Source organism: Pseudonocardia sp. CA-107938, assembly GCF_050936315.1.
Taxonomy (GTDB): domain Bacteria; phylum Actinomycetota; class Actinomycetes; order Mycobacteriales; family Pseudonocardiaceae; genus Pseudonocardia.
The window spans coordinates 1,937,508-1,962,233 of the sequence record NZ_JBNJNA010000001.1; the positions used below are offsets into that span (position 1 = coordinate 1,937,508).

The 24,726-nt window shown below is 72.7% G+C and carries 21 protein-coding genes; 12 read left to right on the plus strand and 9 right to left on the minus strand.

The features are described 5' to 3' along the window. Positions 1 to 8 precede the first annotated feature (8 nt). Genes ACQEVB_RS09610 through ACQEVB_RS09620 form a run of 3 tightly spaced genes read left to right on the plus strand, consistent with a single transcriptional unit; the run spans position 9 to position 4,836 of the window. Positions 9 to 2,036, plus strand: a complete 2,028-nt coding sequence (locus tag ACQEVB_RS09610) for a WD40 repeat domain-containing serine/threonine protein kinase (protein WP_432967703.1) — start codon at positions 9 to 11, stop codon at positions 2,034 to 2,036. Then, positions 1,919 to 2,962, plus strand: coding sequence for a WD40 repeat domain-containing protein (locus ACQEVB_RS09615; protein ID WP_432980259.1), 1,044 nt, complete (start codon positions 1,919 to 1,921; stop codon positions 2,960 to 2,962). The genes ACQEVB_RS09610 and ACQEVB_RS09615 overlap by 118 nt, the downstream gene beginning before the upstream one ends. Then, on the plus strand, positions 2,959 to 4,836 hold the full coding sequence (locus ACQEVB_RS09620) for a protein kinase domain-containing protein (RefSeq protein ID WP_432967706.1): 1,878 nt from the start codon (positions 2,959 to 2,961) through the stop codon (positions 4,834 to 4,836). The genes ACQEVB_RS09615 and ACQEVB_RS09620 overlap by 4 nt, the downstream gene beginning before the upstream one ends. On the opposite strand, the gene ACQEVB_RS09625 is transcribed toward ACQEVB_RS09620, so the two are convergent. Both ACQEVB_RS09625 and ACQEVB_RS09630 read right to left on the minus strand, forming a co-directional pair. Further along, a complete protein-coding gene (locus tag ACQEVB_RS09625) occupies positions 4,811 to 5,620 on the minus strand; it encodes a phosphotransferase enzyme family protein (protein WP_432967709.1) in 810 nt (269 codons plus the stop codon). The two genes, ACQEVB_RS09620 and ACQEVB_RS09625, sit on opposite strands and share 26 nt — an antisense overlap. After that, positions 5,620 to 6,591, minus strand: coding sequence for a sugar-binding transcriptional regulator (locus tag ACQEVB_RS09630; RefSeq protein ID WP_432967712.1), 972 nt, complete (start codon positions 6,589 to 6,591; stop codon positions 5,620 to 5,622). Before ACQEVB_RS09630 ends, ACQEVB_RS09625 begins: the two co-directional genes overlap by 1 nt. 166 nt (positions 6,592 to 6,757) lie before the next feature. Between ACQEVB_RS09630 and ACQEVB_RS09635 the strand changes: the two genes are divergently transcribed. The 4 genes from ACQEVB_RS09635 to ACQEVB_RS09650 are packed head-to-tail and all read left to right on the plus strand — an operon-like array spanning position 6,758 to position 10,903. After that, the gene (locus ACQEVB_RS09635) at positions 6,758 to 8,098 is read left to right on the plus strand and encodes an ABC transporter substrate-binding protein (protein ID WP_432967715.1); all 1,341 of its coding nucleotides are present in this window, start codon (positions 6,758 to 6,760) and stop codon (positions 8,096 to 8,098) included. A 2-nt stretch (positions 8,099 to 8,100) separates the two neighbouring features. Continuing rightward, positions 8,101 to 9,048, plus strand: a complete 948-nt coding sequence (locus ACQEVB_RS09640; protein WP_432967718.1) for a carbohydrate ABC transporter permease — start codon at positions 8,101 to 8,103, stop codon at positions 9,046 to 9,048. Continuing rightward, entirely contained in the window at positions 9,045 to 9,920 is an 876-nt protein-coding gene (locus ACQEVB_RS09645) for a carbohydrate ABC transporter permease (RefSeq protein ID WP_432967721.1), read from the plus strand. Before ACQEVB_RS09640 ends, ACQEVB_RS09645 begins: the two co-directional genes overlap by 4 nt. Beyond that, positions 9,917 to 10,903 (plus strand): zinc-dependent alcohol dehydrogenase family protein, encoded by a 987-nt coding sequence (locus ACQEVB_RS09650; protein WP_432967724.1) that lies wholly within the window; start codon positions 9,917 to 9,919, stop codon positions 10,901 to 10,903. The genes ACQEVB_RS09645 and ACQEVB_RS09650 overlap by 4 nt, the downstream gene beginning before the upstream one ends. A gap of 6 nt (positions 10,904 to 10,909) precedes the next feature. Here ACQEVB_RS09650 and ACQEVB_RS09655 read toward each other — a convergent pair whose 3' ends face one another. Beyond that, positions 10,910 to 11,095, minus strand: a complete 186-nt coding sequence (locus ACQEVB_RS09655; protein ID WP_432967727.1) for a hypothetical protein — start codon at positions 11,093 to 11,095, stop codon at positions 10,910 to 10,912. Positions 11,096 to 11,599: 504 nt separating this feature from the next. On the opposite strand from ACQEVB_RS09655, the gene ACQEVB_RS09660 reads away from it, so the two are divergent. Beyond that, on the plus strand, positions 11,600 to 14,194 hold the full coding sequence (locus ACQEVB_RS09660) for a DUF4135 domain-containing protein (protein ID WP_432967730.1): 2,595 nt from the start codon (positions 11,600 to 11,602) through the stop codon (positions 14,192 to 14,194). 5 nt (positions 14,195 to 14,199) lie between these two features. After that, positions 14,200 to 14,766 (plus strand): NIPSNAP family protein, encoded by a 567-nt coding sequence (locus tag ACQEVB_RS09665; RefSeq protein ID WP_432980262.1) that lies wholly within the window; start codon positions 14,200 to 14,202, stop codon positions 14,764 to 14,766. A gap of 7 nt (positions 14,767 to 14,773) precedes the next feature. On the opposite strand, the gene ACQEVB_RS09670 is transcribed toward ACQEVB_RS09665, so the two are convergent. After that, positions 14,774 to 15,706 carry a helix-turn-helix transcriptional regulator gene (locus tag ACQEVB_RS09670; RefSeq protein WP_432967733.1) on the minus strand — a complete coding sequence of 311 codons (933 nt, stop codon included), beginning with the start codon at positions 15,704 to 15,706 and terminating at the stop codon, positions 14,774 to 14,776. 91 nt (positions 15,707 to 15,797) lie between these two features. Between ACQEVB_RS09670 and ACQEVB_RS09675 the strand changes: the two genes are divergently transcribed. Next, a complete protein-coding gene (locus tag ACQEVB_RS09675) occupies positions 15,798 to 16,214 on the plus strand; it encodes a VOC family protein (protein ID WP_432967736.1) in 417 nt (138 codons plus the stop codon). Between the two features lie 76 nt (positions 16,215 to 16,290). Here ACQEVB_RS09675 and hrpA read toward each other — a convergent pair whose 3' ends face one another. The 3 genes from hrpA to ACQEVB_RS09690 all read right to left on the minus strand — a co-directional run bounded on the left by hrpA (position 16,291) and on the right by ACQEVB_RS09690 (position 21,555). Next, positions 16,291 to 20,127 (minus strand): ATP-dependent RNA helicase HrpA, encoded by a 3,837-nt coding sequence (gene hrpA / locus ACQEVB_RS09680; RefSeq protein ID WP_432967739.1) that lies wholly within the window; start codon positions 20,125 to 20,127, stop codon positions 16,291 to 16,293. A gap of 192 nt (positions 20,128 to 20,319) precedes the next feature. Then, positions 20,320 to 20,583, minus strand: coding sequence for a hypothetical protein (locus ACQEVB_RS09685; RefSeq protein ID WP_432967742.1), 264 nt, complete (start codon positions 20,581 to 20,583; stop codon positions 20,320 to 20,322). A 390-nt stretch (positions 20,584 to 20,973) separates the two neighbouring features. Further along, on the minus strand, positions 20,974 to 21,555 hold the full coding sequence (locus ACQEVB_RS09690; RefSeq protein ID WP_432967745.1) for a TetR/AcrR family transcriptional regulator: 582 nt from the start codon (positions 21,553 to 21,555) through the stop codon (positions 20,974 to 20,976). Positions 21,556 to 21,645: 90 nt separating this feature from the next. On the opposite strand from ACQEVB_RS09690, the gene ACQEVB_RS09695 reads away from it, so the two are divergent. Beyond that, positions 21,646 to 22,464 carry an SDR family NAD(P)-dependent oxidoreductase gene (locus ACQEVB_RS09695; protein ID WP_432967748.1) on the plus strand — a complete coding sequence of 273 codons (819 nt, stop codon included), beginning with the start codon at positions 21,646 to 21,648 and terminating at the stop codon, positions 22,462 to 22,464. Between the two features lie 21 nt (positions 22,465 to 22,485). Here ACQEVB_RS09695 and ACQEVB_RS09700 read toward each other — a convergent pair whose 3' ends face one another. After that, on the minus strand, positions 22,486 to 23,301 hold the full coding sequence (locus ACQEVB_RS09700) for a serine hydrolase domain-containing protein (RefSeq protein ID WP_432967751.1): 816 nt from the start codon (positions 23,299 to 23,301) through the stop codon (positions 22,486 to 22,488). A gap of 28 nt (positions 23,302 to 23,329) precedes the next feature. Here ACQEVB_RS09700 and ACQEVB_RS09705 point away from each other — a divergent pair, with 28 nt between their 5' ends. Beyond that, complete coding sequence (locus ACQEVB_RS09705; protein ID WP_432980265.1) at positions 23,330 to 24,145, plus strand: DUF72 domain-containing protein; 816 nt, start codon at positions 23,330 to 23,332, stop codon at positions 24,143 to 24,145. Here ACQEVB_RS09705 and ACQEVB_RS09710 read toward each other — a convergent pair. Then, positions 24,106 to 24,657 carry a PadR family transcriptional regulator gene (locus ACQEVB_RS09710; RefSeq protein ID WP_432967754.1) on the minus strand — a complete coding sequence of 184 codons (552 nt, stop codon included), beginning with the start codon at positions 24,655 to 24,657 and terminating at the stop codon, positions 24,106 to 24,108. The genes ACQEVB_RS09705 and ACQEVB_RS09710 overlap by 40 nt on opposite strands. Positions 24,658 to 24,726: the final 69 nt, after the last annotated feature.

Here is a 24,726-nt window from a genome sequence, read left to right on the forward strand (position 1 = left end):
CATGCCTCGTGGCCGGAGGTGAGTTCGGCCCCTACCGGCTCGATTCGTTGCTGGGCCGGGGCGGGATGGGCGAGGTCTGGCGGGCCTACGACACCGACCAGCACCGCGTGGTCGCCATCAAGCTCCTGCTCGAATCGCTGTCCGCGGACGCCGCGTACCGGACGCGGTTCGAGCGGGAGGCGCGGACCGCGGCGAACCTCCACGAGCAGCACGTCATCCCGATCCACCGCTACGGCGAGATCGAGGGTCGGCTGTTCATCGACATGCGCCTGATCGTGGGCGAGGACCTCGGGAAGGTCCTCGACCGGGAGGGCGCGTTGCCGGTGCACCGCGCGGTCGCGGTGGTCAGCCAGGTCGCGGCGGCGCTCGACGCTGCGCACGCGGTCGGGCTCGTGCACCGCGACGTCAAACCGGCGAACGTCCTGCTGGCCACCACGCCCGAGGGCGCGCCGGACTCGGTCTACCTGGCCGACTTCGGCATCGCCGCGCTCGTCGACGCGGAGGCCCGGCTCACGCTGACCGGGGCAGCGGTCGGCACGCCCTCCTACATGGCCCCGGAGCGGTTCACGGTCGGGCGGGTCGACCACCGCGCCGACGTGTACGCGCTGGGTTGCCTGCTGCACGAGATGCTGACCGGGGAGAAGCCGTTCCTCGGCGACGACGTGGTCGCGCTGCTCCACCAGCACGCCACCCAGCCTCCTCCGCGGCCGACCGACGTCCGCCCGGAGCTCCCGGCCGCCTTCGACGTCGTCGTCGCCGCTGCGCTGGCCAAGGACCCGGATGAGCGGTTCCCCAGCGCCGGCGCGCTCGCCGCGGCCGCCCGCCGGGCCACCACCGCGAAGGAGCCGGCGCCGCCGCCCCGGCCGGCCCCGCGGCCGACCACATCCGCCACGACGGTGACCGGTCCCGCGCTGCCGACGGACGACGTCACGCCGGTGCGCCGCGACCCGGCGCCCGGCCGCCACCGCGGGATGCTCGCGATCGGGGTGGCGATCCTGGTCGTCGTCGCCCTCGTCGTCACGTACGCCGTCACGCTGCGCCGGCCGGTGTCGCCGGCGGCGAGCGCCGAGCTCGGGCGCATCGACAGCGAGATGTACGGCTCCGACGTCGTCGTCGCGCAGCTGAACGGGGCGCCGGTGCTCGTCGCCGGGACCGGTGACCGCGCGGTCGAGGTGTGGGACGCCGCCACGCGCACGTCGATCGGGCGGACGCCCAAGGCCGCCGGCTCCGTCCAGTCCCTCGCCGTCGCCGAACTCGACGGCCAGCCGGTCGTCGTCTCGGGCGGGGAGCAGACGCTGCAGGTCTGGGACCTGGCGAGCCGGCAACCCGTCGGGGCGCCGATCGCGGCCACCGACCGGCCGATCACGGCCGTCGCCACCGCTCGCCTCGACGGGCGAGCGGTGATCCTCGCCGGCGACCAGGGCGGGTCGATCACGGTCTGGGACCTCGCCACCCACGAGCGGGTCGGCCGGCCCATGACCGGCTACAACATCGTCTCGAACATCCTGAGCACCCAGCTCGACGGCCGCACGGTCGTGATCGCGGCCGGCTCGGGCGCGACCGTGCGCGCCTGGGACCTGACCACCCGCCAGGAGATCGGCCGGACCTTCAGCGGCCCGATCACGGACGTGTACGCCGTCGCCCTCACCGAGCTGGACGGCAGGCCGGTGCTGGTCGCGAGCAGCAGCAGCGCGCTGTGGGTGTGGGACCTCGGCACCGGCGCGCCCATCGGCGCGCCGCTCACCGGGACACCGGCAAGATCCTCGCGCTCGCGGCGACGACGCTGGACGGCAAGCCGGTCGTCGCCTCCGCCGGGGAGGACCGGACGGTCCGCCTCTGGGACCTCGCCGCGCGGACGGTCATCGGGCAGCCCGTCACCGGGCACACGGGCGCGATCGACACGCTCGCCGTCACGCAGCTGGAGGGCCGGCCGGTGCTCGTCACCGGCAGTCCGGACAACACGATTCGCCTCTGGGACCCCGCCGTCCCGCGCGCGCCCGGGGCGTCGGCCGGGACTCCACTGGTACGGACACTGACCGGGCACACCAACGCCGTCTACACGGTCGCCGTCGGCCAGGTAGACGGCCGCACCGTGATCGTCTCCGGCGGCGTCGACCGGACGATCCGCCGCTGGGACCTGGCCACCGGCGAACCCGTCGGCGCGCCGCTGACCGGGCACACCGGCGACGTCAACGAGCTGGCGATCGCCCAGCTCGACGGGCGTCCGGTGATCGTCTCCGGCAGTGACGACACGACGATCCGCCGGTGGGACCTGGCCACCGGCGCTCCCATCGGAGCGCCCATCACCGGCCACGGGAGCGCGGTGATGGCCGTGGCGGTCACCGAGATCGACGGCCGGCCCGTCATCGTCTCCGGCAGCGGCGGCATCGCCGCGAGCGACTACTCGATCCGCCGCTTCGACCTGGCCACGGGCCGGCCGCTCGGGGCACCGATCGCCAGCGCGGCCAACGGCTCGTTCAACGAGGTGATCACGGCCCAGCTGGCCGGCCGGCCGATCATCATCGCCTCGGGCGGGATCAACCAGGAGATCCGGCGCTGGGACGCCGCCACCGGCCAGCCGATCGACCCCCCGCTGCCCGAGCACTCGAACGCGCTGGCGACCGCGCAGCTCGACGGCCGGCCGATCATCGTCTCCGGGTACGACACCGACTACCGCAGGTGGGACCTGGCGACCGGCCAGCCGATCGGCCAGCCCGTCCGCACCGACGGCGAGCCGAACGACCTCGCGACGGTGGTGGTGAACGGGCGGCCCGTCGTCGCGGCCACGGCCGACGAGGACCAGATCCGGGTCTTCGACCTGGGCAGCGGTCAGCTCGTGGGTCCGCCGCTGGCCGGCCACAGCGACATCGTGTGGTCGCTGGCCACGACAGAGGTCGGCGGCCGGCCGGTGCTCGTCTCCGGCGGGTGGGACGACACCGTGCGGGTCTGGAACCTGTCGTGACGCGGTTCGGCCCGTACCGGTTGGAGGAGCTGCTGGGCCGTGGCGGGATGGGCGAGGTCTGGCGGGCCTACGACGCCGCGCACGACCGGATGGTCGCGGTCAAGGTGCTGCTGGAGTCGCTGTCGGCGGACGACGAGTACCGGGCGCGGTTCGAGCGGGAGGCCCGGACGGCGGCGAACCTGAGCGAGCAGCACGTCATCCCGATCCACCGCTACGGCGAGATCGACGGTCGGCTGTTCATCGACATGCGCCTGGTCGAGGGCGAGGACCTCGGCCACCTGCTGGATCGGGAGGGGGCGCTCCCCGCAGCGCGCGCCGTCGACATCGTCGAGCAGGTCGCCGCGGCGCTCGACGCCGCACACGCGGCCGGGCTCGTGCACCGCGACGTCAAACCGGCGAACGTGCTGCTGGCCGCGGTGCCGCCCGGCACGCCGGACGCGGTCTACCTCGCCGACTTCGGCATCGCCACCACCGCTGCACCCGACGCCGACGGCCGGATCACGCTGACCGGAGCCGCGGTCGGATCACCCGCCTACATGGCCCCCGAACGGTTCAGGGGCGATCGCATCGACCACCGCGCGGACGTCTACTCGCTCGGCTGCCTGCTGTTCGAGCTGATCACGGGCAGCAGGCCGTTCCCCGGCGGCGACTTCCTCATGCTGGTCTACCAGCACGCGAGCCGGCCCCCGCCGCGCCCGACGGAGCTGCGCCCGGAGCTGCCGGCCGCCGTCGACGCCGTGATCGAGACGGCGCTGGCCAAGGATCCCGACCAGCGGTTCGCCAGCGCCGGCGCGTTGGCCACGGCTGCCCGCCGGGCCGTGGCGACGCTGGCCGACACCGCGCCCACGCCACGCCGATCGACCGGCCGGTGGATCGCCGCCGGCGCGCTGGCGGCGGCCGCTGCGGTCACCGCGGCCCTGCTGGTCGCCGCGCCGTGGCGAACCGAGCCGCTCGCGGGCCCGCCGCCGGCGGCCTGCGGCGAGTCCGGCACGTTCGGCCTGCGCAACAACGCACTGACGATCGCTCCCGACGGCCACCGCGCCTACGCGATCTTCGCCGGCTCCGACTCCGTGACGGTCCTGGACCTCGACCGCAACTCCACCGCCGGCTGCATCCACGTCGGCGGCTCGCCGCGGAGCATCACCGCCACGCCCGACGGCCGGCACCTCTACGTCTCCCGCTTCGACGGACCGCTCGCCGTGGTCGACACGTCGACGAACGCCGTCGTGGGCACCGTCGACGTCTCCGGCGTGAATCCCCGCGGTGTCGCCGTCCTGACCGACGGCCGGGGGTACGCGACCGCCGACCAGCGCATCTCGGTGTTCGACACGGCCACCAACACGGTCACGGCGACCATCCGCAGGAGGAGCACCTTCGACTTCGGGGCACCGGTGGCCGCTCCCGACGGACGGCGGGTCTACTTCGGCGACGACAAGGGGATCTCGGTCCTCGACACCGCGAGCAACACGGTCGCGGCCACCATCCCCACCTCGGCCGCCGGCAGCGCGCCCCGCGGGATGGCCATCACGCCGGACGGCCGCCGGCTCGTCGTCGCCAACTCCAAGGGCAGCACCGACGCGACCGAGGACACGGTCTCGATCGTGGACACCAGCACCGCGAGCGTGGTGGCGACGATCCCGATGGGCACGCTCCCGTCGTCCGTCGCGATCACGCCGGACGGGCGGCTGGCGTACGTGACGCAGTCCTACCCCGGCAAGCTCGCGGTGATCGACATCGCCGCGGCCCGGCTGCGCGAGGCACTGCCCCTCCCCGACAGCTCGCCGGCGGGCCTGGCGATCACGCCCGACGGCCGCAAGGCCGTGGTGACCTTCGGCCGCGACCCGTTCCTCACGTTCGACGTGCCCCCGGCGTGACCAGGGCCCGGCGCATGGCGGCGGCGTGCTCGGCGAGCCAGGCGCGGGTGCGGTCGGCGCGTTGCTGCGCCTGCCCCGTCCAGTAGGCGGCGAATCCGGGCACGCCGCGGCGGGCACCGTCGCGCACGAGCGCGCACATCCACTCGTGGTTGCGCACCACCGCGTCGACGACGAGATCGCGCTCGACCTCGCCGTACGCGTCGACCAGCACCCGCAGCCGGTGCAGCTCGTGGCCGCGGCGCGGGTCGTCGGTGTCGGCGGGGGAGCGCAGCGGCGCCCACAGCCGGGCGGCTCCGGCCAGGTCCCAGACCGGCGCGCCGGGGGCGGCGAGGTCGAAGTCGATCAGCGCGACGGCGCGGCCGTCGCGGAAGACGACGTTGTCGAGGTTCGGGTCGTTGTGGGTGATCGTGCCGCCGGAGAACGGGGGCGGCGCCGAGGCAGGCCAGGCGTACGGGCTCGGGTCGAAGTCGGCGACGGCCTCGTGGAAGCGGCGCAGCAGCTCCCCGACGGAGCGCAGCGCACTGTCGGAGAGTGCCCAGGTCGGCGCCGGCGCGGTGATCGCCGTGCCGTGCACGTAGCTGAGCACCTCGCGGCCGGTCCGGTCGATGCCGAGGATGCGCGGCGCGCCGTCGAACCCGACGCGTTCGAGGTGGCGCAGCAGCGCGTGCGTGGCCGGTGCGGTGGGTCGCAGCGGGCGACGCACGGTGTCGCCCACGCGGTGGACGCGCCCCCGGTTGGCGGTGCCGCCGAGCAGCGGCACCTCGCCGGAGGGCTGCACCGACATCAGGCGGCCCCGGACGCGGCGCCGATCAGCCGGGTCGCGAGCGTGGAGTGGGTGACGAGGCTGTCGACGAGCCCGCCGCGCACGGCTGCGAGCACGGCGTCGGCCTTGCCGAGCCCGTACGCGATGCCGATGACTTCGGGCACCGCTCTCATCTGAGCGGCGTTGATGCCGATCATGCGCTCGGTGAGCGGGGCCGTGACGGTCTCGCCGGCGGCATCGAGCAGCACGCCGGAGACCTCGGCGGCGACACCGCGGCGGGTCAGGTCGACGCGCTCGGCCTCCGTCGCCGCGTCGTAGAGGGTGGAGAGCTCGGGCGCCCACGCGCCGACGCCCGCGACGGCGATGGTGACCGAGCCGATGAGGGAGAAGGTCCGCGCGACCTCGGGCTGGCTGCGCAGCGCCCGCGCCGTGGTCGCGTCGGGCACCGCCATGGGCGCGTAGTAGAAGTACGCCGGCCCGCCGGAGATCCGCGCGACCTCGCGCACCAGCTCGATCGAGCTGTTGTCGAGCACCGAGCGGGCCAGCGCCCCGGTCAGCTGCACGACGGGTGCCGGGGCGAGCCGGCGCAGCTTCGTCGCCATCGCCGACACCGCCCGTGACCAGGACAGGCCCAGCACGTCGTCGGCCGTGACGAGCTCGCTGAGCAGGTCGGCCGAGGCGGCGGCGAGGTGCTCGCGCAGCGCGGTCGGGTCGTCGTCGGGGGTGTCGGTGACGATGCAGTGCTTCAGCCCGAGCGCCTCCATCAGACGACCGGACAGCTCCACGTCGACCACGCCGGGATGGCCGATCTCGATGCGGACGAGACCGCTCGCGCGCGCGTCGTCGAGGAGCCGCGCGACCTTGAACCGGGACAGCCGGAACTCCTCGGCGATCTCGATCTTCGTGCGCCCGTCGAGGTAGTAGCGGCGCGCCACCGACGCCGACAGGACGAGGTGCGCGGGGCCCTGCACCGCGTCGTCGGGTACTGCCATGTCCCACCCCCGTGGTGCTCATATGAGCGGAGCGAGTCGCATTATTGCATCGGCCATTGACGATGGGTGAGCGATGCCACACTCTTTCGTGTGTGCTGGGCCGCGCTCATCTGAGCGGCCCCGCGGATCCGGGGAGGACGCAGTGCGGCGATCTGGGTTGCGAGCAGTGCTGCTCGCCCTTGTCCTGCTGTCGAGCACGGCATGTGCCGGATGGGGTGGCGGCGTCGGCGCCGGCGGCCCGAACAGCATCAACGTGCTCATGGTCAACAACCAGCAGATGGTGGACCTGCAGAGGTTGACGGCCGAGCACTTCACGAAGCAGACCGGCATCACCGTGAACTTCACGGTGCTGCCCGAGAACGACGTGCGCGACAAGATCAGCCAGGAGTTCTCCAGCCAGGCCGGCCAGTACGACGTCGCGACGGTGTCGAACTTCGAGATCCCGATCTACGCGCGCAGCCGCTGGATCGCCCCGCTCGACGACTACATCGCGAAGGACCCCACGTTCGACCAGGCCGACATCCTCAAGCCGATGACGACGTCGCTCACCGCGGCCGACGGCAAGATCTACGGGGAGCCGTTCTACGGCGAGTCGTCCTTCCTCATGTACCGCAAGGACGTGCTGGCAGCCAAGGGCCTGACCATGCCGGCGAAGCCGACGTGGGACCAGGTCGCCCAGCTCGCCGCGCAGCTCGACGGTGCGCAGCCGGGCATGAAGGGCATCTGCCTGCGCGGCCAACCCGGGTGGGGGCAGGTGTTCGCGCCGCTCACGACCGTGGTCAACACGTTCGGCGGCACGTGGTTCACGGCGGACTGGCAGGCGAAGGTCAACGCGCCGGAGTTCACCAACGCCGTGCAGTTCTACGTCGACCTGGTGCGCACGCACGGCGAGACGGGCGCCCCGCAGGCCGGTTTCACCGAGTGCCTGAACAACCTGATCCAGGGCAACGTCGCCATGTGGTACGACGCCACGTCGGCCGCCGGCTCGCTCGAGGCCGCGGACTCCAAGGTCAAGGGCAAGATCGGCTACGCGCCGGCGCCCGTGAAGCAGACGGCGAGCTCGGGCTGGCTCTACGCCTGGTCGTGGGGCATCCAGAACGCCAGCACGAAGAAGGACAACGCCTGGAAGTTCATCTCCTGGGCGTCGGGCAAGGAGTACGAGCAGCTCGTCGGTGAGCAGATCGGCTGGTCCAGCGTGCCGGCCGGCAAGCGCGCGTCCACGTACTCCAACCCGCAGTACCTGGCCGAGTCGTCGTCGTTCGCCGCGCCCACCAAGGCCGCGATCGAGGCGGCCGACCCGAAGAACCCGGGAGTGCAGCCCCGGCCGGCGCTGGGCATCCAGTTCGTCGACATCCCCGAGTTCCCCGATCTGGGCACCCAGGTGTCCCTGCAGGTCAGCGCGGCCATCGCCGGTCAGGTGACCGTCGCGCAGGCCCTCGACAGAGGCCAACAGCTGGCCGACGACGTCGCCGAGCGGTACCGGTCCCGTTCCGAGGGGAGTGGTTGATCATGAGCACGACGGTCGAGAAGCCGGCGGCTCCCGCGGCCACCGAGCCGAACGAGCCCACCGCGCTGAAGCGGGCCGGCGCCTGGGCCCGGCGGGCACCGCTCCTGCCCGCGCTGGTCTTCATGGTGATCGTGACGCAGCTGCCGTTCGTCGGCACGCTGATCATCTCGTTCATGAACTGGAACGCGTACTACCCCGACGAGCGCGGGTTCGCCGGGCTCGACAACTTCGTGCGCGTCCTCACCGACGTCAACACGCGCGACGCGATCATCACCACGATCATCCTCACGGCGTCGGTGGTGCTGGTCTCGCTCCTGCTCGGCATGCTCATCGCGCTGCTGCTCGACCGGGTGTTCCTCGGCCGCGGCATCGTCCGCACGATGATGATCACGCCGTTCCTCGTCGTGCCGGTGGCGGCCGCGCTGCTGTGGAAGCACGCGCTGTTCAACCCCGAGTACGGCCTGCTCAACGGGCTGCTGACCTGGCTGTTCGGAGCGAACGCGGTCCAGCCCGACTGGCTCACCAGCGCCCCGCTGACCTCGGTGATCATCGCGCTGGTGTGGCAGTGGACGCCGTTCATGATGCTGATCCTGCTGGCCGGCCTGCAGGGCAAGCCGCTCGACGTCATCGAGGCGGCGCAGATCGACGGCTGCAACAACTGGCAGATCTTCCGGCACATGACCTTCCCGCACCTGCGCCAGTACCTGGAGCTGGGCGGGCTGCTCGGGTCGATCTACATCGTGCAGAACTTCGACGCGGTCTTCACCATCACGTCCGGCAGCCTCGGCACCGCCAACCTGCCGTACACGATCTACCAGATCTTCTTCCAGGCCCAGGACTACGGCCGGGCCTCCGCCGCCGGCGTCGTGGTCGTGATCGGCACGATCGTCCTGGCCACGTTCGCGCTGCGCAGCGTGTCGTCGCTGTTCCAGCAGGAGGGTGGACGATGACTGTCACCGTGGATGCCCCCGCCGTCACCGCGCCGGCACCGCCCAAGAAGCGGAACCGGTCCGGCGCGCTGCTGGGGCTGGTCGCCTGGATCGTCGGCCTGCTGTTCGTGGCACCCGTGGTGTGGATGGTGCTGACGTCGTTCCACAGCGAGCCCGACGCGGCCACCAACCCGCCGTCGGTGTTCGCGCCGCTCACCGTCGAGGGCTACGCGAACTTCTTCGGCGCCGCCGGCGGGGCCACACCGTGGCCGCCGCTGCTCAACTCGATCACCGCGAGCGTCCTCTCGACGGTGCTCGTGCTGCTCTTCGCGATCCCGGCGGCGTACGCGCTGTCGATCCGGCCGGTGGAGAAGTGGACGGACGTCCTGTTCTTCTTCCTCTCCACGAAGATGCTGCCCGTGGTGGCCGGCCTGCTGCCGGTCTACCTGATCGCGCAGGGCATCGGCATGCTCGACAACATCTGGCTGCTCATCGTGCTGTACACGTCGATGAACCTGCCGATCGCGGTGTGGATGATGCGGTCGTTCCTGGCCGAGGTGCCCGGCGAGGTGCTGGAGGCCGCGGCGCTGGACGGCTGCTCGCTCACCCACACGCTGCGCACGATCGTCATCCCGATGGTGCTGCCCGGCATCGCCGCCACGTCGCTGATCTGCTTCATCTTCAGCTGGAACGAGCTGCTGTTCGCCCGCGTCCTGACGGGTACCGTCGCCCAGACGGCCCCGGTGTTCCTCATCGGGTTCGTCACGAGCCAGGGACTGTTCCTGGCGAAGGTCTGCGCCGCTGCGGTGATCGTCTCGCTGCCGGTGCTGATCGCCGGGTTCGCGGCTCAGGACAAGCTCGTGCAGGGACTGTCGTTGGGGGCCATCAAGTGAAAGCCGCGGTCATCGCGTCGGACTCGGTCACCGTCGAGACGGTGCCGGATCCGGCACCGGGGGCCCGCGAGGTCGTGGTCGAGGTGGCCGCGTGCGGCATCTGCGGCACCGACCTGCACATCGCGGAAGGCGAGTTCGCCCCGACGCTGCCGATCGTGCCCGGCCACGAGTTCGCCGGCCGGGTGGTGGCGGCCGGCTCCGACGTCACGCAGCTGCGCGTCGGCGATCCCGTGGCGGTGGACCCGTCGCTGTACTGCCACGAGTGCCACTACTGCCGGCTCGGGAAGAACAACCTCTGCGAGAACTGGAACGCGATCGGGGTCAGCAAGCCGGGCGGCGCCGCCGAGTTCGCGGTCGCACCGGCCGCGAACTGCGTGCGGCTGCCCGAGAGCGTCTCGCTGCAGGACGCGGCCCTGATCGAGCCGCTGTCGTGCGCCGTCCGAGGGTTCGACGTGCTGCAGCCCGCGCTCGCCGACAACTACCTCATCTACGGGGCCGGCACCATGGGCCTGATGATGATGGAGCTGGCGAAGCGGGCCGGCGCCGGCAGCGTCAGCATGGTGGACCTCAACCCCGCCCGGCTGGAGACGGCCAAGGAGCTGGGCTGCACGGCCACCGTGACCAGCGCGGACGAGCTGGACCGGCCGCGCGGCTGGGAGGTCGTCATCGACTGCACCGGCGTCGTCGCCGCGATCGAGGACGGGCTCGGCCGGGTCGCACCGGGCGGCACGTTCCAGCAGTTCGGGGTGTCGGCGGAGGGGGCGAAAGCCACCTTCTCGCCGTACCGGGTCTACAACAAGGAGATCCGGATCGTCGGCTCGATGGCGGTGCTGCACAGCTACGAGCGGGCCGCCGCACTCTTCGCGGAAGGTGCGCTGAAGCCCGAGGTCATGATCAGCCACCGGCTGCCGCTGGAGGAGTACCCGGCGGCGCTGGACCAGTTCCGGCAGGGCATCGGGCGGAAGATCCAGGTCAACCCCTGAGGCAGCTCACCAGGGCAGCGCGACGCCGACCACCATCAGCGCGCCGCCCAGCAGGCCGGCGGCGACGGCGGCCCACACCTGCCAGCGCGGCACGGCCGGCAGCTCGGCGACAGGCAGCGCGGCGGTCGGCGCGGCCAGCGGCAGCGGGCGCGTGACGGGCAGCGCCGCGGCGGGAGCACTCTCGATCGTCATGCCCCCTCGTCGTGCGGGCCCACCAGGCTGTTGCACGCGCAGTACGCCGTTCACCACAAAGGGTGACGGGATGTGTGGGCGTTTGTGGCGCCGCCCGAGGGGTGCGTTGATCATGGGCAAAACGCGGTTGATGAAGATCGACGAGCAACGTTTTGCCCATGATCAACGCGACTGCCCGCGCGTCCGCGACCACGTGATTACGCGGACGCTGCGGAATTTGTCGAAATGAGTTTATCGATCAGTCGCAGCACGGATTAGGCGTACGGCGGCGGGCCTGGGTGCCAGTACGTCGCGTAGCTGGACAGCACTGTCATCTCGGGCGTCGTCATGCCTCTTTCTGCAGGTGGGGCGCCTATCGGGCCGGTCTCGTCGCCTCCGTGAACGCTCTGGTCCACCCATTCCCGGGCACGTTCGGAGGCGAGTGCGTGCGTCATTGCGATCGCTCCTTTCGATGATTCCGACAGTACCCATGAAGGGGTACCCGTTCATTGTTATGGTGTCAAGATGGGGGCCGGTCAACTGTTTCTCGCGCCGCTGGAGAACGCGCATGCAACGGCGGTCAGGCGCGAGCTGGACACGCCGGCGGCTGCGTGGTTCGACCTCGCGATCGGGCAGCGGAACGTCGAGCTGGCCGGTTCGGTCGAGCGGGTGCTGCGCACGTACCTCGCGGCGTTGCGCGCGGTCGGCGAGGAAGCGCCTGCGGACCTGCGCGAACTCGCCGGCGATCCGGGCGCGCGGCCGGAGGTGCTCCGCACGTTCGGCGCGCTCGCCGACCTGATCGAGGTGCGGATGCGCAACCGCGCGGCCGCGGCCGCCGAGCTCGCCCTGCGCCTGCAGGCGGACGCCGCCGAGCTCGGCGAGTGGCTCGGCCTGGGCCGGCCGTTCGCGCCGGCGGCGATCACGCTCGGTCTCGGCGACTCGCACGACGGCGCCCGCGCGGTCGCCGCGGTCACCGACGCCGGCGGCGCCCGGCTCGCGTACCGCCCGCGTCCTGTCGACGCCATGGTCGCGTTCGGCCGGTTCTGCACGGCCGTCGGCGAGCGCGAGGTGCGCATGCCGGCGGTCCTGCCCCGTGCCGGCTACGGCTGGACCCGCTGGGTCGAGCCCCGTCCGTGCACCGACCGGCCGGCCTACGCGCGGCGGCTGGGCCGGATCGCGGCGGTGGTCTGGGTGCTCGGCGGCACCGACCTGCACCGCGAGAACGTCGTCGGCGCCGGGTCCGTGCCGATGCTCGTCGACGTCGAGACGCCGCTCGGCACCGACCCCGTCCTCATCCCGGACGAGCCGGGCGCCTGGGCCGTCCACGACAGCGCGGTGAGCACGAGCATGCTGCCGGGCGCGCGACCGTTCCCCGGCGCCCCGCGGGCCGACGTGATCAGCGCCTTCCTGGCCACCGCGCCGGCGGCGGAGCAGGAGCAGCTGCACGCCGCCCTGCTCGACGGGTTCCGCTCGGCGGCCGGCAACATCGCGGACCAGCACGACCGGCTCAGCCTGGACGCGTTCCGCGGCGTCCCGCTGCGGATCATCGTCCGCCCGACGTACCGCTACGCCGAGCTGCTGCAGAAGGCCGACCACCCGGCGCTGCTGAGCGATCGTGGTGCCCGCGAGAGGTTCTTCGGCCAGCTCGCGCTCGACGGCAGCCGGCCGCTGCCCGATCTGGTCTCGGCCGAGGTGGACGCGCTGCTCGCCGGCGACGTGCCGCTGGTGGAGGTCGCCGCCGACGCGGTCGAGGCGTGGTGCGCCGGGCGACCGGTGCTCCGGCTCGACCGCTCGCCCCTGGACCGGGCCGCCGCGCGGATCGCCGCGCTGACCGAGGACGCCGTCGCGGTCGAGTCCGACCTGGTCGCGGACTGCCTGCTGGCCGACCGGTTCGACCGGCTCCCGCAGACCATGCAGGTGCCGCCCGCCGTGCCCCGCACCGGCGACGGCGACCTGGTCGAGGCGGCGCTCGCGGCCGGCCACGCACTGCGCCGCCGGGCCCGCCGCTCGCCGGCCGGCATCTCGTGGCTCGACGTCTCGTCGGTCGCGGGCACGGACTGGCACGTCGGACCCGTCGACGAGTCGCTCTACAAGGGACTCGCCGGCATCGCACTGGCCTGCGCGGAGCTCGCCGCGCGCACGGGTGACGAGCGCATCGCCGCCCTGCGCGACGACGTCGTCGAGAGCTGGTCGCGGACGCCGGTGCCGGGCGCGCTCGGCGCCTTCGCCGGGGTGGGCGGGCAGCTGCTCGCCGCCGCGCTCCTCGGCGTCGACGCGCGGGTCGACGCGGCGCTCGCCGCGCTGGCGGGCGCGCCCGACGGGTCGCCGGCACCGGACGTCCACTTCGGGGTGGCGGGCGCCGTGCTGGTGCTCGAGGCGGTGCGCGAGCGGCTCGGCGGCGATCGGGTGGATGCTGCCCGGCAGCGGTGCGCGGAGCGGCTGCTCGCGCTGGCCGATGCGGGCGGACCGTGGTGGCACGGGCCGGACGGGCAGGGGCTCGCCGGGTTCGCGCACGGGTCCGCCGGGATCGTCCTCGCGCTGGAGCTGCTCGCCGCCGACGGGTGGGCCGGTGCGCGGGAGCACGCGGAAGCGCTCGCGCGGTGGCAGGAGGCGCAGTTCGTGCCCGCCGAAGGTGGGTGGCGCGACCTGCGCACCGGCCCGGCCGGGCCCGTCACCACGACGTGGTGCAACGGCTCGTCCGGGATCGGCACCGCGCTCGCCGTCGCGGTCCGCCTCGGCATCGGCGAGGTGGCCCGGCTGCGGCAGGTCGCGGAGGCGACCGCGCGGCGGCCGGGCGGCGCCGTCCTGAACGTCTGTGACGGCGACCTGGGCGTCGCTGCCTTCCTGCTCGACGCCGGCGTCGCCACGGGGGAGGACGAGTGGGTCGCGGCCGGCCGGCGCATCGCCGGGCACGTCGCGGCCCAGGTGCTGGCCGGTGGCGACCCGGCGACGGCGACGGCGCGGCTCGACCGGCGCAGCGGCCTCATGAACGGGTACGCGGGGATGATGCTCGGCCTACTGCACGCGGCCGACCCGCGTTCGGTGCCGTCGGTGCCCGCCTTCGGCCTCAACCTGGTCGAGCCGAAAGTGTCGGTGGCCGCCCCTACGCTCCGCTCGTGACGATCATGGAGCTGCGTCGCTACATCCTCCACCCCGGTCGGCGGGACGAGCTGATCGAGCTGTTCGAGCGGGAGTTCGTGGAGTCGCAGGAGGAGCTCGGCGCGCGGATCGTCGGCACCTTCCGCGACGTGCGCGACCCGGACCGGTTCGTGTGGATCCGCGCGTTCCCCGACATGGCGGTGCGCCTGGCCGCGCTGAAGGGGTTCTACGGCGGGCCCGTGTGGAAGGAGCACGGCCCGGCCGCCAACGCCACGATGATCGACTCCGACGACGTGCACCTGCTGGAGCCGGAGTTCGGCGAGTTCGTGCCCGCGCCCGGGCACGAGCGGGTCGTCGTCGCGGTGGCGGCCGCCGACGGGCCCGCACTGCCGAAGCTGCCGGAGCCGTTCGTGCAGCTGCGCACGTCCGCGCAGGTCAACGACTTCCCGGCGCTGCCGGTGCACACCCGGCAGGTGCGGGTGCGCATCGCGAGCGTGCCCGACTCCGCAGCGGTCGCGTCGCTCACGGCGCACTGGCCGTCCGGCGTCGACGTGCTGGAACTGGAGCCGACGCCCCGATCGCAGTATCCCTGAGGCCGGTTCACTCCGCGGCCCGCGCGCACCGCCCGGCCAGCCGGCCGAAGGCGTGTCGCAGCTCGTCCGGGCCGACGACCTCGATCTCCGTGTCGAAGCGGGCCAGCGCCGCGGCGAGGCCGATCCACGACCACGAGCCGAGCGAGAGCCGGCAGCGGTCCGGGCCGAGTGCCTCGACGGTCCCGTCGCCGGCGAACGGGGCGACCTCGGCGGCGGCGAGATCGAGCACGACCTCGCCACGGCAGGGCCAGTCATCAGGTCTGTCGCCACCACGGAACCGGCCGGCCACGAACGCGGCGACGTCACCGCCCGGGATCTCGCGCGGCGTGAAGCGCGGACCGTTCGGCGTGCGCAGGGCCATGCGGTCCACGCGGAAGGTGCGCCAATCGGCGCGGTCGAGGTCCCAGGCGACGAGGTACCAGCGGCCGGCCCTGGTCACGAGGTGGTGCGGCTCGGCGCGGCGCACGTCGTCCCGGTAGTCGAAGCGCAGCACCTCGCTTCCGCGGACCGCGGCGCCGATCGCCACGAGCGCCGCGGGATCGGCCTGCGGGGCGCGGCGGACCGCCGTGACGTCGACGGCGTCGACGCGGTGCCGCAGCCGCGAGGGCAGGACCTGCCGGACCGTGGTCAGCGCGCGGGCGGCGGCCTCCTCGATACCGGCACCCGACGTGACGGCGATCCGCAGCGCGACGGCGAGCGCGACCGCCTGGTCGTCGTCGAACAGCAGGGGCGGCAGCTCCGTGCCGGCGGCCAGCCGGTAGCCGCCGTCGGGGCCCTTGGTGGCCTGGATCGGGTAGCCGAGCTCGCGCAGGCGGTCGACATCGCGGCGGACGGTGCGCGGGCTGACGTCCAGCCGCTCCGCCAGCAGCTGTCCCGGCCAGTCGCGACGCGCCTGCAGCAGGGAGAGCAGCGAGAGCAGTCGCGCCGAGGTCTCCAACACGCTCCGGATACTGCCGGAGGTAGAGGACCGTAGCTGACCTCTTCTCCGGGCAACCTCGTGGTCGTCCGAGAACGGCACCAGGAGGTTCCACATGGCAGTCAGCAGCGTCACCCACCTCAACTTCCGCGGCGACGCCCGCGCGGCGCTCGAGTTCTACCGTTCCGTCTTCGACGGCGAGCTGGTCGTGATCACGAACGGCGACATGGGCGTCCCCGGCGACCCGGAGCAGGTCAAGTGGGGTCAGGTCGTCGCCCCGAACGGCTTCCACGTCATGGCCTACGACGTGCCGGCCGACCAGCCGTGGAGCCGCGGCGACGACTCGTTCTTCCTGTCGCTGCGCGGCGACGACGCCGACGAGATCAGCGCGCTGTGGGCGAAGCTCGTCGAGGGCGCGACGGTGCGGGCGCCGCTGGAGCCGGCGCCGTGGGCACCGCTCTACGGCATGCTCACCGACCGCTTCGGCGTCACCTGGGTGCTGGACGTCGCGGTGCAGTACACCCCGGCCTGACGCGTCGAGAACGAACTTGTGGTGATCAACAGGGCCTGTTGATCACCACAACGTCGTTCTCGACGCGTTCCCCGGGTCAGTGGAGCTCGTCGATCGCCTTCTGGATGCGCTTCACCGACACCGGGTACTTCGTGCGGATCGGGTGGGCGTAGAGGTTGACCCGCAGCTCCTCGATCATCCAGCGGATCTCGGTGAGCGCTGCGGAGGGTTCGACGCCCTCGGGCAGCGCGGCCAGCTCGGCGGCGTACTCGTCGGCGACGACGCGGACCTCGGCGGTCCATGCGGCGTCGCGGGCGGGGTCGACGCGCAGCTTCTCGATGCGCTTCTCGATCGCCTCCAGGCACCGGGCCACGTCGCCGAGGCGGGACGCGCCCGCAGCGGTCACGAAACCGGGCCCGACCAGCGCGTCCAGCTGCGCCGTGATGTCCGCGAGGCCGGCCCGCAGGACGGGTGCCCGCAGGTCGGCGACCTGCGCCTGCACCCGGTGCCATACGGCCAGCACGCCCTGCACGGCGCGCAGCACCCGCAGGGTGGTGGAGCCGAGCTGGCGGGCGAAGATCGTCTTCAACCGCGCGTAGCCGGCGTCGTCCCAGCACGGGCCGCCGGCGGCGGTGATCAGCGCGTCGGCGGCCGCGGTGGTGCAGTCGTCGACGAGCGCGGGCACCGAGCCGTGCGGGTTGCGGGAGAGCGCGAGCTTCGCCTGGTTGTCCAGGTCGCGCACGACCTGCCGGTTCGGCGACGGCGTCTCCAGCAGGAGCAGCCGGCGCACCCCGCGGTGGTGGGTGGGGTCGCGCTCGGCCTGCGTGGGGAACGTGCGCACGTCGACGGTCGTGCCGCGGTCGACCAGCCCCGGATACGCGGTGACGACGTGTGCGCCGCGCCGGATCGGCAGCTCGCGCGGCAGCGTGCCCAGCGTCCAGGTGGTGAGGCCGCGCCGCTCGAACTCCTTTCCGGCGGCGGCCATCTCGCGGCGCACCTGCGGGGCCAGCCGGTGCCGCAGCTCGTCGAGGTCGGTACCGCGGGCGACCTCGCGGCCGCGCTCGTCCACCACCCGGAACGTGACGGTGAGGTGCTCTGGCAGGCGGCCGAGCTCCCACGCCTCGCGCGGGATGGTGATGCCGCGCATCCGGCCGAGCTCGCGCTCCAGCCCGTCGAGCAGCGGCTCGGACGTGTCGGTGAGCCGGGTGAGCACGGCGCGCGCGTGATCGGGCGCCGGCGAGTAGAGCCGCCGGATGTTCTTCGGCAGCGTCTTGATCAGCGCCGTGACCAGCTCTTCCCGCCGCCCCGGCACCTGCCAGGTGAACGGGGTGGCGTCGATCTGGTGCAGCGCCGCGGCCGGTACGTCGACGGTGATGCCGTCGTCGCGCTTGCCCGGTTCGAACGCGTACGACAGCGGCAGCGTGAGCCCGCCGGCCTCGACGTGATCGGGGTAGGCGGCCGGGTCGATGCCGGCGGCCTGCTCGGTGCGCAGCATCTCCTCGGTGAAGTCCAGCAGGTCGGGCTGCTGCCGCGACGCCTTCTTCCACCACGAGTCGAAGTGCCGCCCCGACACCACCGACGCCGGGATCCGCTCCTCGTAGAACGCGGCGAGCGTGTCCTCGTCGACGACGAGGTCGCGGCGCCGGGCCCGTTCCTCCAGTTCCTCGACGGTGTCGAGCAGCGCCCGGTTGGCCCGGAAGAACCGGTGCCGGGTCTCCCAGTCGCCCTCGACGAGCGCGTGCCGGATGAAGAGCTCGCGGGCCTCCTCGGGGTCGATGCGCCCGTAGTCGACGCGGCGGTCGACGACGATCGGCACGCCGTGCAGCGTCACGCGCTCGGTGGCGACGGCGCCGGCGCGCTTGCGCGACCAGTGCGGCTCCGAGTACGTGCGCTTCACGAGGTGGCCGGCGAGCGGCTCGATCCACTCCGGTTGGATCTTCGCGACGGTGCGGGCGAACAGCCGCGACGTCTCCACCAGCTCGGCGGCCATCACCCAGCGCGGCGGCTTCCTGGCCAGCGGCGACGCCGGGAAGATCAGGAACTTCGCGCCGCGGGCGCCCAGGTACTCGCGGCTCTCACCCTCCTTGAGCCCGATCTGCGAGAGCAGGCCCGACAGCACGGCGATGTGGACGCGGTCGGGGTCGGCGTCGCCGTCGTTCAGCGTCATGCCCGCGTTGCGGGCCGCGATGCGCAGCTGCTGGTGCAGGTCCTGCCACTCACGGATGCGCAGGAAGTGCAGGAACTCGTCGCGCAGCGTGCGCCGGAACTTGCTGCCGGAGAGCGCCTTGCGCTGCTCGCCGACGTAGTTCCAGAGGTTGAGGAACGCCATGAAGTCGCTGCCCTGGTCCGCGAACCGGGCATGCTTCTCGTCGGCGGCCTGGCGCTGCTCGGTGGGTCGTTCGCGCGGGTCCTGGACGGACAGCGCGGCGGCGATGACCAGCACCTCGCGCAGGCAGCCGGTGCGGTCTGCCTCGACGAGCATGCGCCCCAACCGCGGGTCGACCGGCAGCCGCGACAGCGCCCGGCCGACCGGTGTGAGGCCGTTGCGATCGGTCAGCGCGCCCAGCTCGTGCAGCAGCGCAAGACCGTCGGCGACGGCGCGTGCATCGGGCGGATCGACGAACGGGAACGCGGAGATGTCGCCGAGTTCCAGCGCGATCATCTGCAGCACGACCGACGCCAGGTTGGTGCGCAGGATCTCCGGGTCGGTGAACGCGGGCCGCGCGTCGAAGTCGTCCTCGGAGTAGAGGCGGATGCAGATGCCGTCGGCGACGCGGCCGCAGCGGCCGGCGCGCTGGTTGGCGCTGGCCTGCGAGACCTTCTCGATCGGCAGCCGCTGCACCTTCAACCGCCGGGAGTAGCGGGAGATGCGGGCCAGACCGGGGTCGATGACGTAGCGGATGCCGGGGACGGTCAGCGACGTCTCGGCGACGTTGGTGGCGAGCACGACGCGCCGGCCCAGCGTGGCCGCGTTCGGCGCGAACACCTTCTGCTGCTCGGCGGTGGTCTGCCGGGCGTAGAGCGGCAGGATCTCGATGCCGGGGAAGTTGCGTTTGGCCAGGCCGTCGGCGGTGTCGCGGATCTCCCGCTCGCCGGGCAGGAACACGAGGATGTCGCCGGGGCCCTCGCGGCGCAGCTCCGCGACGGCGTCGCCGATGGCGTCGAGCTGGTCGCGGTCGGGATCGTGCTCCGGGTCGTCGAGGTCGACGATGGGCCGGTACCGCACCTCGACCGGGTACGAGCGGCCGCTGACCTCGACGATCGGGGCGTCGCCGAAGTGCTTGGCGAAGCGTTCCGGGTCGATCGTCGCCGAGGTGATGATCACCTTGAGGTCGGGGCGGCGGGGGAGCAGCTGGGCCAGGTAGCCGAGGATGAAGTCGATGTTGAGGCTGCGCTCGTGGGCCTCGTCGATGATCAGGGTGTCGTACTCGCGCAGCATCCGGTCGCCGGTCAGCTCGGCGAGCAGGATGCCGTCCGTCATGAGCTTGACCAGCGTGGAATCGCCGACCTGGTCGGTGAAGCGCACCTTCCACCCGACGGTCTCGCCGAGCTCGGAGCCCAGCTCCTCGGCGATGCGGGCCGCCACCGTGCGGGCGGCCAGGCGGCGCGGCTGGGTGTGGCCGATCGTGCCGCGCACCCCGCGGCCCAGCTCCAGGCAGATCTTCGGGATCTGCGTGGTCTTCCCGGAGCCCGTCTCGCCGGCGACGATCACCACCTGGTGGTCGCGGATCGCCGCCGCGATGTCGTCGCGGCGGGCGCTGACCGGCAGCTGCTCGGGATAGGTGATGCGCGGGACGGCGGCGCGGCGGCGTTCGACGCGCTGCTCGGCCTGGACGACGGCGGCCTCGATGCCGGCGGTGCCGAGGCGGCGACGCAGCCGGGCCTCGTCGCGCAGGGTCAGCTCGAGGAGGCGCGCCTCCAGCTCCGGTGACACCGCCGGTTCCGGGCGCCGTCCACCTCGACGGCGAGGCCTCCCGCGCCCCGGCCGCCGGTCGCCCCGGGCCGGGACCTCGCTCCGCGACGCGCCCTCGGAAGGGGGCACAGAGGGATCGACCGGCGCAGGGCGTGCGTCAGCAGCTCGGGGCGCGGGAGGGGACATTATGAGAAACAGTCTGCCTGTGCTCGACTACGAGTCCGAGCGTAGGGCGGGCAGCACCTCGTCGGCGACCGGATTTTCCGACGCCGGGTGTTCGACCAGCGCGATGACGCGTCCGGCGAGGAACTGGGCTGTGCGGACCGGAGATCCGCCGCGGGTGACCTCGGCGACCGTGATCGTGCCCCGAGTGTGGGCGATCTCGACGCGGCGACCGGCCCGCGTCGCCTCGATCTCGTACGTGCGGGTCGTGCCGCTGCCCGAGTCGACGACGATCTCGACGCGATCGCCCTTCATCCTGTGCCTCCGGAACGTGGTGGGGCGGCGCCGGGGGGACGGCGCCGCCAGGCAGCCGGGAGTGGCGGTGGCGGGAAGCACCGCGAGGCCCGGCAGGTCTGAGTGGGTGGTGGAAGGGTCCGAGCCGGGCGCCGGTCGCCTCTCGGCGCGTGGCGCACCCGTAGGCGGCAGTGGTTGAGACCCGGGGACACGGATCGCCCGGCTCGGACGCTCTTTCCAACGTGCACCGCCCCCGGAACATTCCCGGGAACGGCGTCCGAGCCGGGCGCCGGTCGCCTCTCGGCGCGTGGCACACCCGTAGGCGGCGATGGTTGAGACCCGGGGACACGGATCGCCCGACCCGAACGACCTGCACAACGGACGGGGTGCGCAGAACATTCCCGCGCGGCCTCACCCGCGAGCGCGCAGCCCGTCGAGCACGACGGCGAGCTGGTGCCGCCAGGTGCCGGGCGTCTCCTCCTCGGTGAGCTGGATGATCCGGCCGAGACCCATGAGCAGCAACGACACGTCGTCGACGCTGACGTCGGCACGCGCGGCACCTGCCTGCTTGGCCCGCTCGACGATGCGGGTCATGACCGGGCCGACGGCCTCCCGGCACGCGACGATGCCGGGCGTGCTGATCAGCGGGTTGCTCAGCCCGTCCAGCAACGCGCGGTGCTTGGCGAGAAGCGCCAGCGAGTCCTCCATGAACCGGCAGAGGCCCTGCCACGGATCGGACGTCGTCGCGGCCTGGTCGACCGCCGCCGCCCAGGCGGTGAAGTCGTCCTCCAGCACCGCGTCGAGCAGGCGGTCCTTCGTGGGGAAGTGCCGGTACAGCGTCCCCATGCCGACACCGGCGCGGCGGGCGATCTCCCGCACGTCCACGGAGAGCCCGCGTTCGGCGAAGACGGCCGCCGAGGTCTCGAGGATCTGCCTGCGGTTGCTCGCCGCGTCGCGCCGCTGGCGCCTGGGCGGTTCCGGACGGGTGGCCACGCACCCAGCTTAGACGTTGCGGAGCACATGCTCCGCTTCTGCTACCCTCGATGAGGTAGCGGAGCATGTGCTCCGGTTAGAGGGGGAAGCATGCGGAACATCGTCATCTCAGGTGGCACGGACGGGATCGGTCGTGCGCTCGCGCTGCACCACCTGCGGGCGGGCGACCGGGTCGTCGTCATCGGCCGGAGCGCGGAGAAGGGCGCCCAGCCGGGACGCGAGGCGGCCGCGAGCGACCGCTTCCACTTCCTCGGGGCCGACCTGTCGCTGGTGTCGGAGAACCGGCGGATCATCGGCGAGGTCGCCGACCGGCTCGGCCACGTCGACGCGCTGGTGCTGTGCGCCGCGTACCTGCGGATGAAGCGGTTCGTGACCAGCGAGGGCTTCGAGTCCTCGTTCGCGCTCGCCTACCTGAGCCGGTTCCTGCTCAGTACCGGGATCGCGCCGCTGATGCGGGACGCCGAGGCGCCGGTCATCGTCAACCTCGCCGTCGTCGGCGCGGGCGCCAGTGCCATGAACTGGGACGACCTCCAGTTCACCGCGAAGCACGTCGGGACGAAAGTGTGGGCACAGACCCGCAGGGCCAACGAGCTGCTCGCCGTCGGCTTCGCGCGCGAGCACGGCCTGGGCAGGATCAAGTACGTGATGGTCAACCCGGTCTACGTGAGGTCGAGCTTCGCGGGCGAGTTCGCCAAGCCGGTCAGGATCGTCATCAGCGCGCTGGGCGCGCTCTCCGCGAAGCCGGCAGCGAAAGCCGTCCTGCCGATCGTCGACCTGATCGAGCACCCGCCCGCACAGGAGCTGTCGTTCTACAAGGCAGCCACGAGGCAGGACCGCACTCCCACCGCTGCCGACGTGGAGGACGCCGAGCGCCTCTACCGCGAGACGAAGCGCATCCTGAACGACTGACGACCCGGGTCGACAGATCGCCTACAGGGCGGCGAGCACCGCGTCGGTCCACCGTGGCCAGGCCTGCACCGCCCAGTCACTGAAGTCCCGGTCGGTCAGGACCACGGCCGCTGCCTGTGCGTCCGGGTCCACCCACAGGAACGTGCCACTCTGCCCGAAGTGCCCGAACGTGCGCGGCGAGCTCGCCGCACCCGTCCAGTGCGGGCTCTTGCCGTCGCGGATCTCGAAGCCCAGCCCCCAGTCGTTCGGCTTCTGGCGGCCGAAGCCCGGGAGCACCCCGTCGAGCCCGGGGAAGGCGACGGTCGTGGCCTCGCGCAGCGTCTCGGGGTGCACGAGCGTCGGCGCCTGCAGCTCGCGCGCGAACAGGACGAGGTCGGCGACGGTGGCCACCGCCCCGGCGGCGGGCGACCCGTCGAGCCGGGTGTGCGCCATGGCGAGCGGCGCCAGCACGGCCTCGTGCAGGTACTGCGCGAACGGCATGCCGGCGTTCGCCGCGACGGTGTCGGCGAGCACCTCGAAGCCGGCGTTGGAGTAGATCCGTCTGCTGCCCGGCTTCGCCTGCTCGACGCCGTCGGAGAACGAGAGGCCGGACGCGTGCGCGGCCAGGTGCCGGACGGTCGACCCGGCCGGTCCCGCCGGCTCGCTCCACTCCACCGCCCCTTCCTCGACGGCGACGAGCACGGCGTACGCGGTGAGCAGCTTGGTGACGGAGGCCAGCGGGAACTCGCGGTCGATGTCGCCGGAGGTCACCGCGGGGCCGCCGACACGGACGAGCGCCGCTCCGACGTGGTCGACGGGCCAGTCGAGCACGGTGCCCACGGCACGGGAGAGTTCCACGCGGACATCCTGCCCGCCGCGGAGGATCATCGCCCGCGTGGCTCGCGTGGTGGTGGGGACGTCGGGGTGGAGGTACCCGCCGTGGCGGCGCACGTTCTACCCGGAGGGGCTCGCCCAGCGGCGGGAGCTGGAGTACCTGTCGCGCCAGGTCACGAGCATCGAGATCAACGGCTCGTTCTACTCGTTGCAGCGGCCGGAGAGCTACCGCACATGGGCCGCGGAGACACCTGACGGGTTCGTGTTCGCCGTGAAGGGCGGCCGGTTCGTCACCCACCTCAAGCAGCTGCGCGACGTCGAGGCGCCGCTCGCGAACTTCTTCGCGTCCGGGGTGCTCGCGCTGGGGCCGAAGCTCGGGCCCGTGCTGTGGCAGTTGCCGCCGCGCATGCGCTACGACGGGGACCGCGTCGGTGCGTTCCTGGAGCTGCTGCCCCGCTCGACGACGGCGGCCGCGGCGTTGGCGGCCCGGCACGACGAGCGGCTGGACGGGCGCGCGCTCACCGAGACCGACGCCGAGCGGCCGCTGCGGCACGCGATCGAGGCGCGCAACGAGTCGTTCCGCGACCCGGCGTTCGTCCGGCAGCTGACCGAGCACGGCGTCGCGCTCGTCGTCAGCGACTCGGCCGGCACCTGGCCGGTGTTCGACCAGCGCACGACCGACTTCGACTACGTGCGGCTGCACGGGCAGGGCGAGCTGTACGTGGGCGGCTACACCGCCGAGGCGCTGGACGAGTGGGCGGCGCGGATCCGCTCGTGGGGAACAGACGCGTTCGTCTACTTCGACAACGACGCGAAGGTGCGTGCCCCCTACGACGCCGTGGAGCTGCTGGAACGGCTGGTGGTCTGAGCCGAGATCTGCTCGATGGCCCATTCGGCCCAGCCGTGCACGGCCTCGTACTGGCGGCGGCCGTACTCGGCGGCGAGGGCGCCGAACTCGATGGGGCCGCATTGCGCCTCGAGGGTGGCGATCACCTCCGCCAGCTGCGCGGCCTGGTCGCCGGTGAACTCGGCGACGCCGCGCAGGTAGGCGATCGCGTCCTCGGGTTCGAGGGCGGAGATGAGGAACATCCGCAGGACCTCTTCGTTGCGCACCTTGCGGGTGCGGTCGCGCTCGAACATCCAGCGCCGCAGCTCGGCGCGCCCGGCGTCGGTGGCGGCGTAGTAGCGGCTGCCCCGGGCGCCCTCGTGCGTGACCTCGACGAGCCCGGCATCGGCCATGCGGTTGAGCTCGGGGTAGATGCTCGTGTGCCCGGCCGCCCAGGCGTGCCGGCCGAGGTGGCCCTCGAACTCCTTGGTGAGCTCGTAGCCGCTGCGCGGCTGGACGATCAGCAGGCCGAGCAGGGCATGGGGCAGTGACATGTGCCGATCTTACATGAAAATCTCGACATGTAAGACTTGACATGTAGCTGGTTCGGCGCCACGCTCGTG

Excerpts from the sequence above, each read along its gene's own strand:
- ACQEVB_RS09665 (WP_432980262.1), top strand. The coding sequence starts at position 14,200 with ATGGAGCTGCGTCGCTACATCCTCCACCCCGGTCGGCGGGACGAGCTG.
- ACQEVB_RS09645 (WP_432967721.1), top strand. The coding sequence starts at position 9,045 with ATGACTGTCACCGTGGATGCCCCCGCCGTCACCGCGCCGGCACCGCCC.
- ACQEVB_RS09625 (WP_432967709.1), bottom strand. The coding sequence starts at position 5,620 with ATGTCGGTGCAGCCCTCCGGCGAGGTGCCGCTGCTCGGCGGCACCGCC.
- ACQEVB_RS09675 (WP_432967736.1), top strand. The coding sequence starts at position 15,798 with ATGGCAGTCAGCAGCGTCACCCACCTCAACTTCCGCGGCGACGCCCGC.
- ACQEVB_RS09685 (WP_432967742.1), bottom strand. The coding sequence starts at position 20,583 with ATGAAGGGCGATCGCGTCGAGATCGTCGTCGACTCGGGCAGCGGCACG.
- ACQEVB_RS09655 (WP_432967727.1), bottom strand. The coding sequence starts at position 11,095 with ATGACGATCGAGAGTGCTCCCGCCGCGGCGCTGCCCGTCACGCGCCCG.
- ACQEVB_RS09630 (WP_432967712.1), bottom strand. The coding sequence starts at position 6,591 with ATGGCAGTACCCGACGACGCGGTGCAGGGCCCCGCGCACCTCGTCCTG.
- ACQEVB_RS09640 (WP_432967718.1), top strand. The coding sequence starts at position 8,101 with ATGAGCACGACGGTCGAGAAGCCGGCGGCTCCCGCGGCCACCGAGCCG.
- ACQEVB_RS09710 (WP_432967754.1), bottom strand. The coding sequence starts at position 24,657 with ATGTCACTGCCCCATGCCCTGCTCGGCCTGCTGATCGTCCAGCCGCGC.
- ACQEVB_RS09660 (WP_432967730.1), top strand. The coding sequence starts at position 11,600 with ATGGGGGCCGGTCAACTGTTTCTCGCGCCGCTGGAGAACGCGCATGCA.
- ACQEVB_RS09695 (WP_432967748.1), top strand. The coding sequence starts at position 21,646 with ATGCGGAACATCGTCATCTCAGGTGGCACGGACGGGATCGGTCGTGCG.